13 protein-coding genes are annotated in these 11852 nt (G+C 35.7%); all 13 read left to right on the top strand.

Going from position 1 to position 11852, the window contains the following annotated elements:
* Positions 1 to 11: 11 nt before the first annotated feature.
* Positions 12 to 365: a cupredoxin domain-containing protein gene (locus ACH784_RS10070; protein ID WP_404389816.1), complete on the top strand. Its 354-nt coding sequence runs from the start codon at positions 12 to 14 to the stop codon at positions 363 to 365.
* 11 nt (positions 366 to 376) lie between these two features.
* Positions 377 to 724: a P-II family nitrogen regulator gene (locus ACH784_RS10065; RefSeq protein ID WP_404389814.1), complete on the top strand. Its 348-nt coding sequence runs from the start codon at positions 377 to 379 to the stop codon at positions 722 to 724.
* Entirely contained in the window at positions 714 to 1049 is a 336-nt protein-coding gene (locus tag ACH784_RS10060; RefSeq protein WP_404389812.1) for a DUF2933 domain-containing protein, read from the top strand. Before ACH784_RS10065 ends, ACH784_RS10060 begins: the two co-directional genes overlap by 11 nt.
* The gene (locus ACH784_RS10055) at positions 1042 to 1704 is read left to right on the top strand and encodes a methyltransferase family protein (RefSeq protein WP_404389810.1); all 663 of its coding nucleotides are present in this window, start codon (positions 1042 to 1044) and stop codon (positions 1702 to 1704) included. Before ACH784_RS10060 ends, ACH784_RS10055 begins: the two co-directional genes overlap by 8 nt.
* On the top strand, positions 1688 to 2107 hold the full coding sequence (locus ACH784_RS10050) for a hypothetical protein (RefSeq protein WP_404389808.1): 420 nt from the start codon (positions 1688 to 1690) through the stop codon (positions 2105 to 2107). The genes ACH784_RS10055 and ACH784_RS10050 overlap by 17 nt, the downstream gene beginning before the upstream one ends.
* Before the next feature lie 10 nt (positions 2108 to 2117).
* Positions 2118 to 2489, top strand: a complete 372-nt coding sequence (locus ACH784_RS10045) for a hypothetical protein (protein ID WP_038642662.1) — start codon at positions 2118 to 2120, stop codon at positions 2487 to 2489.
* Positions 2490 to 2630: 141 nt separating this feature from the next.
* Positions 2631 to 2876 (top strand): hypothetical protein, encoded by a 246-nt coding sequence (locus tag ACH784_RS10040; protein WP_404389806.1) that lies wholly within the window; start codon positions 2631 to 2633, stop codon positions 2874 to 2876.
* Positions 2877 to 2988: 112 nt separating this feature from the next.
* Positions 2989 to 4497, top strand: coding sequence for a thymidine phosphorylase family protein (locus ACH784_RS10035; protein WP_404389804.1), 1509 nt, complete (start codon positions 2989 to 2991; stop codon positions 4495 to 4497).
* A gap of 3 nt (positions 4498 to 4500) precedes the next feature.
* Positions 4501 to 5418, top strand: a complete 918-nt coding sequence (locus ACH784_RS10030) for a ribose-phosphate diphosphokinase (protein WP_404389802.1) — start codon at positions 4501 to 4503, stop codon at positions 5416 to 5418.
* Entirely contained in the window at positions 5415 to 5837 is a 423-nt protein-coding gene (locus ACH784_RS10025) for an MBL fold metallo-hydrolase (RefSeq protein ID WP_404389800.1), read from the top strand. The genes ACH784_RS10030 and ACH784_RS10025 overlap by 4 nt, the downstream gene beginning before the upstream one ends.
* A gap of 64 nt (positions 5838 to 5901) precedes the next feature.
* Positions 5902 to 7728, top strand: coding sequence for a hypothetical protein (locus tag ACH784_RS10020; RefSeq protein ID WP_404389798.1), 1827 nt, complete (start codon positions 5902 to 5904; stop codon positions 7726 to 7728).
* Positions 7729 to 7806: 78 nt separating this feature from the next.
* Entirely contained in the window at positions 7807 to 7968 is a 162-nt protein-coding gene (locus ACH784_RS10015) for a hypothetical protein (RefSeq protein ID WP_404389796.1), read from the top strand.
* A gap of 19 nt (positions 7969 to 7987) precedes the next feature.
* Positions 7988 to 11797, top strand: coding sequence for a hypothetical protein (locus tag ACH784_RS10010; RefSeq protein WP_404389794.1), 3810 nt, complete (start codon positions 7988 to 7990; stop codon positions 11795 to 11797).
* The last annotated feature ends 55 nt before the right edge of the window (positions 11798 to 11852 follow it).

Here is an 11852-nt window from a genome sequence, read left to right as displayed (position 1 = left end):
GGAGAATCACGATGATGGTAATTAACTTATTAGGTTTAGCATTAATCGCTCTGATTGTTTGGTGGTTCTGGTTATACAAACCTAACAAAATAATTGCGAATAACAATGAAGTGTTAATTGAAGTAAAAGATGGTGTTTATTCCCCATCGTCAATTCAAGTGTCAGCTAGCCAACCTGTCACCCTGAAGTTTATCCGCAAAGATCAATCACCATGCTCTGAAACAATCCTTATTCCATCATTGGAGATAAGCGAGCAACTTAAATTTAACGGCATTACTCAAATTACCTTAGCGAATTTGTCACAGGGTGAACATGAATTTCATTGTCAAATGCAAATGTATCGCGGTGTATTGAAGGTCGTTTAGGGGGGATGAATATGAAAAAAGTAACCGCCATTTTTGATGAAATGGTACTGACAAGAGTGGAAGAGGCATTACTTTCACATGGCTATAAAGGCTTTACCTTACATAAAGCGATGGGAAGAGGGGCATATGCTGATACTTATAACAGAAATCACTTATCAGAACATATAGTGATGACCATTTATGCCGCCCTCGATGATGCAGAACATGTTGCTGAAGTTTTGCTTGATGCAGCGAATACCAAAGTTGGAGGAGAAGGACTAGTTAGCATCTCCCCTGTGGATAATCTCTTTTGGATAAATTCTAAGTCTGAAGCTTCAGCGGAAGATTTACGGTCTATAGGAGGCCAATATGAAAAATGAACACCCTAAATTTTGGTCAACACCGACAGGTTGGGCTGCATTGGTGCTTATAGCGGCTGCCACCTATTTTTTAATCTTTGAACATGGTCAACATGTTGTGCAATTTCTTCCCTACTTGATTTTATTGCTATGCCCCTTGATGCACGTATTTATGCATGGCAGTCATGGTAAACATGGTCACGATCATTCACATGCGCCTGATGAAAAAAAGGCAGAGAGCTTTCAAGAAGTTGCGGATAAAAATGCGGCCTATCGCGATGGCTACATACAAGGGTTAGAGGAAGGACGTAAGGAATCACATAAAAAGGAGAATACTGATGAATGAGACATATGATTATGGCTTATGGTTAATGGTGATACTAAATTCGGCAATATTTATCTTCTTTGCCTTTAGCTTCGTAAAGCCAAAAACATCAACTGATTGGCGAAGTCTTGGTGCATTCTCTGCTTTTGTTGTTGCCCTATTTACTGAAATGTATGGCTTTCCTTTAACTATCTACTTCTTGTCAGGATGGCTTACTGAAAAATATCCAGAAGTAAATTTCTTTGCGCACGAAAATGGGCACTTATTACATACTTTTTTTGGTTTTGAAGGTAATGCTCATTGGGATCCATTGCATATTGCTAGCATGGTATTTATAGCTGCTGGTTTCTTCATGCTGTCGTCAGCATGGAATGTATTGCATCATGCTCAAAAAAACCATCAACTCGCTACTACAGGGTGGTATGAAAGATGTCGCCATCCCCAGTACGTAGCTTTCATTCTAATCATGTTCGGCTTTTTATTGCAGTGGCCGACCATTCCAACACTGGTGATGTTTCCGATCTTAGTTGTTGTTTACGTCAAACTCGCGAAGCGTGAGGAGGCACAAGCGATTGCTGAGTTTGGAACTGAGTACCAAAGGTATATGGAATCGACACCAAGTTGGATTCCAAATTTTAATAAGAACATAGAAGACAATAATGAAAAAGTTAAGTAAATCAATTTTATTTGTAGGCTCACTACTGGCAGCCACAAGTTCATTTGCACAAAGCAACGAGTATATAGATGAAGGTGCTGACAAATCTATGCATCAAGGCATGACAATGTCGCATGAGAATATGGGAAAAATGCGTAAAACATTGATGGAAATGAAAAAGGTAGTTTATGCCATCAAAGCTGAAAATAACTCTGAAAAGCAAAAACAGATGATGGCTGAACATTACAGCTCAATGATGAAAATGATGCAATCCATGCACAAAAACATGGAAGCAATGCCAATGTATAAGCAAATCAAGATGGCTGAACATCATCTGGAAATGATGGAAAACATGATGCCTGAATTGAAAGAAAAAATGGCAGAAATGAAAGATATTAATCAACAACATTCACACTCACATTAGGAGATAAGTTATGAGTGATTTAGATCATAGAGTTGGCGTTAGAGAGCAAAATTTAGTTGTTCGCAATTTGAGGTTAAGTAATGTCACAGAAGAAAACTGTGACCAATTAGTCAAAGAAATTGATCAACTTTTTGGTATAGATGAAGTCAGTTACAACATAAAAGAAGGTGAAATACACCTAGCTTACGACGCAGTAAACATAAACCTTGATGGGGTAGAGGAAGTCATTCGTAAACATGGTGCCGATGTTCATGATGATTGGTGGACACATACCAAAGAAAGCTACTACAAATTTGTTGATCAAAACGTAAAGGATAATTCAGAGCATAAGCCTTGGAGTTGTCACAAAGCTCCTCCGGGTGCAAGTCGTAAAAATAAGTAAGTTCAATCAATTTATAAGCTAGATGAGGAAAAAATGATGAAAACTCTCAATGTAAAAATTCTACTGATATTCCTATTTGGCCTCTTTTTAGCAGGTTGTTCCAATACTCTTTTTTATCACAAAAATATGATGAGGGGCCAAGTGGTTGAGCAGTCTGCTGGTAGAACCCTAATTTGTATTGGGGCTAAACATGGTGCGAAAGTGGGACAAAAATACAGTGTTATTCGATTTCATGAGGAAATAGCGCCCAGTGAAGGTGATGATCCGTACACCATTGAAAAAGTGGGGACGGTACAAATTACTAAGATCGTAAATGATCATTTTGCCACAGTAAAACTCCTGTCTGGTGACATCGAGGCGAAAGACATGGTTGAACTTGAAGATTAAAAGCTCTTTCAAGAAGAGCGTCCAATTATGGTAGGGCTGTATAGCAAATTGCATTTGCCCTGCCATTTCATTCTAGATTGTATTGCTGTGATGAATAACAAACGAGAGTGTAATGAAATTAAATAAACATATCCTTAAAGCATATGCTATGGGGATTGATACTCACCAAGAGCCAGTCGTTTACATGCGGCAAGATTGTCATATTTGCCGTGCTGAAGGATTTAGTTCAAATGCTCGTGTACTTGTAGAAGCGAATAATAACAAATTAATCGCAACATTAAACGTTGTTCGTAACGAGACATTGTCTTCAGAACAAATAGGTCTATCTGATATTGTTATGGTTGGATTAGATGCAATTGAAGGGCAACCTTTGCGAATAGCTCATGCACCCGAGGTCAATTCTTTGGGGTTTGTAAGAAAAAAGATCTTTGGTTTTGAATTGAGCGACGAAGAAATATCTCAAATTATTGCTGATATTAGTGCGCATAAATTTAGCGATATAGAAATTGCTAGCTTTTTAAGCGTTTGTGCTGGAAAAAGGCTAAGTATTGATGAAATCATATCTTTAACTAAAGCGATGGTTAGCTGTGGCAAAGTGCTAGAGTGGGAAAACCATCGTAAAGTGTTTGATAAACACTGTATTGGAGGTTTACCGGGTAATAGAACAACGCCATTGGTTGTTTCTATTGTGAGTGCTGCTGGTTTGATCATTCCAAAGACATCATCAAGAGCTATCACTTCCCCAGCAGGTACGGCAGATACTATGCAGAGCTTAACAAGTGTTAGTTTAAGTATGGAGGAAATTAAAAGAGTTGTTAACAATACGGGAGCTTGTTTGGCTTGGGGTGGAGCTGTAAACCTTAGTCCAGCAGATGACATGCTTATTCGTATAGAACGAGCATTAGATCTAGATGGTGAAGGTCAGCTTATTGCATCTGTCTTATCTAAAAAGATTGCTGCGGGTTCAACACATGTCATCATTGATATTCCAGTAGGAGAAACCGCCAAAGTTCGAATGAAGCAGGATGCAGAGCGACTAGCAATGCTATTTACTCAAGTAGGTGAAGCGTGTGGTATCAACGTTAGATGTTTGATTACTGATGGTTCGAAACCCGTAGGGTATGGCATTGGCCCTAGTCAAGAGGCAAAGGATATCTTGGCCGTTCTAAATTGTAGAGGCGGTGCCCCAATTGATCTAAAGGAACGCTCACTTATTTTGGCTGCAAACTTGTTTGATATGGATAATGGAGAAGGGCTTGAATCAGGGCTACTTCGTGCAAGGTTAATTTTAGAAAGTGGTCAAGCTTTAAAGCAATTTAACAAAATTAGAGCACAACAAGGTCAAATAAAAGAGTTAACCGATTCAAAATATAGTCATCAAGAGCTAGCCAGTACCAGTGGGATACTAGAAGCAATTGATAACCGTAAACTTGCTCGTCTTGCTAAGCTCGCTGGTGCTCCTTTTTCTTTAAATTCAGGCTTGAGACTACATACTAATGTCGGTAATCAGGTAGCTGATGGTGAACCTTTATTTACGTTATTTAGTGATAGCCAAGGTGAAATGAGTTACGCACTAGATTATTACCTAAACAATTTAGATATGTTCAAAATTCAAGGATAGTTTATGAATTCCTTAACAAAAAAAATTATTGTATTCTCTTTTAATTCAGATTTTTTAGCTGCTAGCTTAAGTGAGAAGTTAGGTGGTCATCTAGGTCAATACAGTTCACGTGATTTCCCGGATGGTGAGTCTTATCTGCGTATTGAAAGTAATTTAGAAAATAGTCATTGCATTGTAGTAGCAGACTTATCTTGCCCTAACAAAAAGTACCTGCCTCTCATTTTTTTGCTTGATACATTGAAAGAGTTAGGCGCTAAATCTGTCGGTTTGGTAGCACCTTATCTCAGTTACATGCGGCAAGACAGACGATTCATAGATGGAGAAGCAATAACATCCAAGCTATTCGCAAAGTCTATTTCTAAGCACATAGATTACTTAGTGACAGTAGATCCACATTTGCACCGGTATCATTCCTTGGATGAAATATATTCTGTGCCTAGCGTTGTGGTACAGGGAGCACCTGTCCTAGCCCAATGGCTTAAAGGGCAGTCAAATTTGTTTTTAGTTGGTCCTGATTCAGAGAGTGAACAATGGATCATTAGTATTGCCAAAGTAAGTGGTCATTCTTTCGTTATTGGCGAAAAGAATAGGAAAGGTGACCGTGATGTAGAAGTGTCGCTGCCAGATCTTAGTGCTCAAGCTGGCCTAACTGCTGTAATAATAGATGATGTTATTTCTAGTGGACAAACGATATTAAGCTGTATTTCAGCCCTGAAGAAAAAAGGAATTAAAGATATTAAGTGTGCTGCTGTCCACGGAATATTTGCTGATGGCGTTGATCAAATTTTGCTGGAATCGGGTTTGTCTTCACTTATTACGACAAATACCATTACTCACCCTTCAAATGGTGTAGATATTTCTTCCGTGCTTGTAGAACCTGTTATTGAATGCTTGTCAAAAGTTAAGAGAGTATCAATATGAAAATTACATTTTTAGGTGGTACTGAAACAGTTACAGGATCTAAGTATTTAGTCGAAACAGCGACGACAAAATTGTTAATTGATTGTGGTTTATACCAAGGCTACAAATGGTTAAGAAAGCGGAATCGAGAACCTTTACCATTAAATATTAATGAATTAGATGGCATTGTTTTAACGCATGCCCATTTAGACCATTCAGGGTTTATTCCTGCCATTTACAAACAAGGCTATCGTGGACCAGTGTACACCCACAGTGCAACATTAGGGCTTTGCTCTATATTGTTGCCGGATAGTGGACATATTCAAGAAGACGATGCCAAGTTTTATAGTTTGCATAAACTTAGTAAACATGAAACGCCCAAACCTTTGTATGATAAGCAAACGGCTCAAGATCAAGCTGATACGGATATGTGGTGCTAAAATCTAGGTATCCATCCCAAAAGTGCTATACTACTGTATTTACAGACAGTACAGCACTTTTTTTATGAGCAAAAAATCTTGCCAGAAAAAACCACCAAGGATACCAGCCGAGTTCAGAGGGATTCAGGTAAATTGTTGTAAGTTTACTAGATGTGAGAATTTTGGCCTTACACCAGAAAAGGCAAGAGAGACCGAACTTTTCCAAGAATATAATAAAGATAAATTAAATCGTCAAGTCCGAGAGTCCGACCCTTACTACACTATCACTGGGAACACCATCAAGTGCAAATCTTGTGAGCTAATAAAGGACGCAACTGGAAAGAACAACCAAGTATACTACTCACTGAAAAGTAACATTGCTGTTCGTGAAGAATTTGATCGCATTAGCTCTTACCTTATTAAGCCCGGAAGTATTTGCACCAACCCAGAATGTCCCTCCCACGAGACAGAAATATATGATATTAAGAAAAATGGCTATACAAACAAAGGTATACCTCGTTTTAAATGCAATGTGTGCGGGAAAGCTCCAACTGGAAAGCCTACCAATCGAGAGCATAAAAGACCTGAACTCAACAAGGCGTTTTTCAAAAGTTTAGTTAGCAAATCTCCTTTGAGAGCGATTGAATTTCGCTTTGATATGAGCATGGCTGCTATTTACAGAAGAATTGACTTCATCCATAGGCAATGCATGGCCTTTGTTGCTGATCGTGAACGCAGGCTATATGAATCAAAATCATTTGAACGCCTTTATCTTTGTACCGATAGGATTGTTCAGAAGAGTAATTGGACGAATCGTAAAAGCAAAAAGAATTGTGAGTTTTATGGTATAGCGACTGCTGAACTAACAACAGACTACGTGCTGGCCTTTAACTTCAATTATGATCCTGATGTTAACCCTACTGAAATTGAAAATGAAGCGTCAGCAATCAAGGATTCGGAGCATTTAAAACATAATCGTAAGTTCGCTAGACTCTGGCTTAATGTTGATTTTGAACAAAGTAAAATTGACCGAGCCAACAAGAAAAAACGTCTTTCAGGCAACCAGCATGAGCGCATAGGCAACAAAACTTTAGAAATATTGGAAGACGAAGATCAATCTTCAGAGCTTTATGATAAGCATACTGCACTGCCATCAAAAGGGATGGAAGTTCACAACGAATATACAATGGCAGCACACTTCTATTTAATTAAGAAACTAACTCAAAATGCTGAAATGACCCGTTTCTATCTAGACTTGGACGCAGGTATGAAAACATGGCTTCTCGCGGCATTTAAGGAGGAAATATTAGAAGGTAATTGTGATGGCTTCTTGGTTAACATGGATAAAGAGTTAACTGTTGATGTGAAGCGTCAAGAATTTCAAAAAGCAAAAGATGCTATTGAAAAATACGCACATATTACATACGAATCCTTAAGTGCCAAAGACCGTGTAATGTTCATCAATAAGATGATAATTGACGATATAAGATCGCCTTTCCAGCCAGAAGGCTCAGTAGATTCTTGGGTTAGAAATCCCACACCATTTATGGGGGAGCCAAATAAGATGATATCGGCTTTTACCAATATTGAACGCTTTGACTTAACTCATCAAGCTAACCTTTATCGTAAAGGCTCTCTGCACGCTGTAGACCGATTTTTTCAGAAGCTTAGACGCAGAGTAAGCATTTTTGAAAGACCGTTTCAGTCAGGCTCTAATAGGCACAGAATATGGAATGGCTATAGCCCATACAATCCAGCTATGTACCAAAAAATGGCTGATATTTACCGTGTTTTTTACAACTACTGTGACGTTTCTAGTAAATACAAAAAGACCCCTGCGATGAGAATTGGACTAGCAAAGGGGCCAGTTGATATAGAAAAAGTTATATATTTTGAAAAGTACAACAAATGAAATACCTAATACTGGTTGAAATTTGAGCTATGTTATGTCACATTACATAACACTCTATTTGTGAAATTAGGTATAGTTATGGCTATAGGAAAATCTGGAAGAGTAGTTATTGAAATAGATCCTAAATTAAAAGAACAGTTGCATCTATCCATTAAGAAAAAGGGACTCTCACTAAAAGAATGGTTTGAGAAAAAAGCTATAGAAGATTTCCCGGAGTTAAAAGAAATACGTAAAGATTAAATTAATTAGAGGGAATTTGATGCATATAATAAAATCCATTAAATCTGGGGCGAAATTCGTTAAAAAAACTTTTAAATCAGGTGTTATAAAAGCATGTTGGTCAATATTGCAGTGCTTTGAACGACCAGCGCTCACTAATTCGGCAAAAATTCCAGATCTTTGTCCTACAGATGATGCAAAATTTGTTGATTCATACATAGATATGTTAAATGAAAGCCTATTAAATAGAGAACAAAGCGTTAAAGAAATTGCTCTGACCTCACCATATTCAGGTGGTAAAAGCTCATTCATAAATACTTATATTCGTAAAACACCATTTTTAAAATTTACATCTATTTCTCTTGCCTCTTTTAAAGACCTGTCGCAAAACATAGGCGTTGATTCACCAGAAGACAATACTGCAACACTTGTTGGAGCAAATGGAAATGGTGTTAAATTTGAATCAACTCAAAGAGAGAATCTAAGTAAAATTGAAAAAAGCATTGTTCAACAGTTACTCTATCGCACTAATAGTGAAGATACTCCAAATTCAAGATTTAGAAGAATATTTCCTCATCCTGTATCTAGCTTTGATGCTATTTCAATAGCTGCCGCCACAGTATTTTGGGCATCTATATTAGGTTCGATGATTTATCTGCCTGACTTTAAATTAGCTAAACTAGTAAACTCTGTTCTATCTTCACCTACTTGCTTAAATATACATCTTTGGATATTAAGTTATTTTGTATCCCTGCCTATGCTAGTTGTAAGAGATTTGTATAAAAATTTAAGCGGCTACAGTCTATCAAAATTTAATCCGACTAAAGGGGAATTAGCATTTGAGCAGCAAAAGAAGGACTCAATATTTAATATATACCTTGATGAAATCATATACTTTTTTTCTAGCCAAAAAACTGACGTTGTAATCTTTGAAGATTTAGATAGATTTGAAAATGTAGAAGTTTTTATAAAGCTTAAGGAATTAAACAAACTAATTAACGATAGTAAGGATGTAACTCAAAAAGTTAGGTTTATCTACGCTTTACGTGATGATGTGTTTCAAGGAAAAGATAGAACAAAGTTCTTTGATGTTATTATTCCGATAATTCCTATTGCGAGTAAGGCAAACTCATACCCTCAAATTAAAGAATTGATGACACAAGCGGGTTTGTTGAATGATGTCAATGATTCTTTCCTTAGGGGCGTTTCTGTGTACGTGGATGACATGAGAATGCTCAAAAACATAGTCACTGAATTTGTAATCTATAAAAATACCCTAACGAAAAATTTACAGCACTTAGATCTAACAAAACTTTTTGCTTTTATTATTTATAAGAATGTTTACTGTGATGATTTTGCCTTATTACATAGCGAACAAGGATTATTGAGTTCATTCTTTTTGGACATAGGTGAAATAAGAAATAATAGAGAAACAGCTTTAAAAGCTGAGATTGAGGAAATAAAGCAGCGCATATTAGATTCTGAAAGAGAGCTTACTGCTTCGCTGGAAGAGTTGAACTCAAACTACGTTATTAATTTACTTGAAAAGTTTCCTAAAAACTCTGGTGTATGGGAAGTTTCTGGATACCGTGTTTATACAATCCATAAAGCAGACATATTTGATACATTGCTCAATGACAGCTCTAGATTAACTTTTAGATCGTCACCCCAACATCAAAATTCAAGCACTAACTTTACGTTCTCTCAATTTTTAGATGAGCTATCTCCCGACTATAAAGAAAGGAAACAAAGAATAATTGATAAATCTGAATTGGGTAAACAAGCACTATCTAAAAAAATAGAGCAGCTAACTGAAGAGCTTGCTGTAGTTAATGATTTATCCCTTGCAGGCATCATTGAAACTTGTCCAAGAGAAGAAGTCTTTAAAAATATTGAAGACAAGCCATTATTAATACTTTTGCTAGAGAGAGGTTATATTGATCAACATTATAATGAATATATATCTCACTTCCATGAGGGACATACAACTCTAAACGACATGGCCTTTATTAGATGTGTTCAAGGTAATAAAGAATTAGACCCAGATAGAGTGTTAGATAATTACCAAGAAGTTCTTAAATATTTTTCAGATGAGGACTACAAAAAGAGTGCATTCTTTAACTATAAATTATTCGATGAAATACTTAAAGGCAAAGATAAATATCCTATTTACAGATTTATTGAAAATAACATAGCCCAATCTCAAAACGGAGTAATTCTGGTTAGAGATGGCCTGAAAAATCTCAAAAATAAAGAAGCTTGGATTCGTGCTGTTGTGAGCAAGTACAGAGGGTTTTGGGATGATCTTGTGAAAGAGCAATCTTTAATTCAAAAAGAAAAACACCATTTGCTTCTTCACGCTTTTAATGCATTGCCATCAAAGAACATTAATGCATATGTGAAGAATGCAATAGAAAGCTTAAATAATTATCTTAATGAAAATGAATCTATTGGTAAAAGTTTCCTTGACCTAGATTTAGATGAGGCGAAACTAGTAAATTTATTTAGCGCTCTGGATGTTAAATTTCAACATTTATCATACATTGAAAATGAAAACGATTTTCTTTCTCTAGTCTTAAAATTTAGGTTGTTTGAAGTAACAGAAAGCAACATATCTGTAATCGCAAAATCATTGTTTGATTTAGCAGATAATAGTAAGGATTTTTCAGATCTCATTAAAATTGAAGAAAATGAATTTAAGAAGTTTTTTAATGATAATATTGAAGAAATTGCCAGTTTCGTAGCGTCCAATCGACTTACCGTATCTAAAAGTGATGACTACATATGGCTTTTAAATTGTAAAGATATTAAGCAAGACACCTGCAAGAAAATAATTGAAACAAACAGTTTTAACATTGATGACATAAAAACCCTATCAAATAGATATGAGTTATCTAAAGATCTGTTGAAGCACCAACGAATAGTCCCTAATTGGAATAACACACTTTATTTGGAAGAGAACGATACAATAACTGACAAAGAGTTTAAAAGCTTTTTAAATGATAACAGTAAAGCTTTATGTTCCGAAAAAGAACCTATGCTATCTAATGAGTATGCTAAATCATTTGCGCATATGATTCTTGATGACATTATTGAATTAAAAGTTTTTGCTGATTATTTAACATTCCTGAACTATCAGTATAGCTATACTGATATAGAAGAAATACCGAGTCAAAAGCTAACTTACCTTATAGAAAATAAATTATTGCCATCAGATATAAATACCTTCGAGGCAATTTCTCATGTTAATTTTGAACAAACAGTTAAGTATTTATTAAATAACTTCGAAAGCTTTATTAGTGGTGGAGATTTGATTGATGAGCTACAAATTAATTCTGAGCTATTTTATGAATTATTAAAATCAAATGAATTTCACGCTAAAAATAAAAAGGTATTAGTGGAATCCAGAAGCGAACTATTAAGCTTTAGTGATAATGAAGAAATATTAAAATTTCTTTTTGGATATAAGGATGTTATTCAGGATAAAGACATTGATTATTTAAATATCCCCAAGCTGCCTCTAGGATTCTTGAAAAATACTATTTTGGAGTCAGATGATGATTTCAAAAAAATATTGTTGGCAAGTCAGCTTCAATATTTAGATGATGATGAAGTGGTTAACATTTTGACAATATCGAAGATTGATTTTAGTAATGCTTTTACCCCCAAAAGGTCTTTTAAAGTTGCAAAAAATAACATTAATATTATTTTTGCAACCAAACTCGAAGAGCGAGGTTTAATTTCCTCATTTAAAGACTACAAAAGGAAATCAAATTCTGATGGTAATGAACAACTTGAAATTTTCGTAAAGAAAAGTGTCACCAGTAAATATTTAATCGATAATACTTAAACTATGTAAGCTTATTACGTAAAAAGCCTACATATTTATGTAGGCTTTTAAGTTT

The organism is Pseudoalteromonas phenolica, from assembly GCF_044788725.1.
GTDB classification, from domain to species: Bacteria; Pseudomonadota; Gammaproteobacteria; order Enterobacterales; family Alteromonadaceae; genus Pseudoalteromonas; species Pseudoalteromonas phenolica_C.
The sequence above is the reverse complement of the archived record's forward strand: the minus strand, read 5'-3'. Positions and strand labels throughout refer to the sequence as shown.

Coding starts and splice junctions, on each gene's coding strand:
- ACH784_RS10070 (WP_404389816.1), top strand. CDS start 12: ATGATGGTAATTAACTTATTAGGTTTAGCATTAATCGCTCTGATTGTT.
- ACH784_RS10065 (WP_404389814.1), top strand. CDS start 377: ATGAAAAAAGTAACCGCCATTTTTGATGAAATGGTACTGACAAGAGTG.
- ACH784_RS10060 (WP_404389812.1), top strand. CDS start 714: ATGAAAAATGAACACCCTAAATTTTGGTCAACACCGACAGGTTGGGCT.
- ACH784_RS10055 (WP_404389810.1), top strand. CDS start 1,042: ATGAATGAGACATATGATTATGGCTTATGGTTAATGGTGATACTAAAT.
- ACH784_RS10050 (WP_404389808.1), top strand. CDS start 1,688: ATGAAAAAGTTAAGTAAATCAATTTTATTTGTAGGCTCACTACTGGCA.
- ACH784_RS10045 (WP_038642662.1), top strand. CDS start 2,118: ATGAGTGATTTAGATCATAGAGTTGGCGTTAGAGAGCAAAATTTAGTT.
- ACH784_RS10035 (WP_404389804.1), top strand. CDS start 2,989: ATGAAATTAAATAAACATATCCTTAAAGCATATGCTATGGGGATTGAT.
- ACH784_RS10030 (WP_404389802.1), top strand. CDS start 4,501: ATGAATTCCTTAACAAAAAAAATTATTGTATTCTCTTTTAATTCAGAT.
- ACH784_RS10025 (WP_404389800.1), top strand. CDS start 5,415: ATGAAAATTACATTTTTAGGTGGTACTGAAACAGTTACAGGATCTAAG.
- ACH784_RS10020 (WP_404389798.1), top strand. CDS start 5,902: ATGAGCAAAAAATCTTGCCAGAAAAAACCACCAAGGATACCAGCCGAG.
- ACH784_RS10015 (WP_404389796.1), top strand. CDS start 7,807: ATGGCTATAGGAAAATCTGGAAGAGTAGTTATTGAAATAGATCCTAAA.
- ACH784_RS10010 (WP_404389794.1), top strand. CDS start 7,988: ATGCATATAATAAAATCCATTAAATCTGGGGCGAAATTCGTTAAAAAA.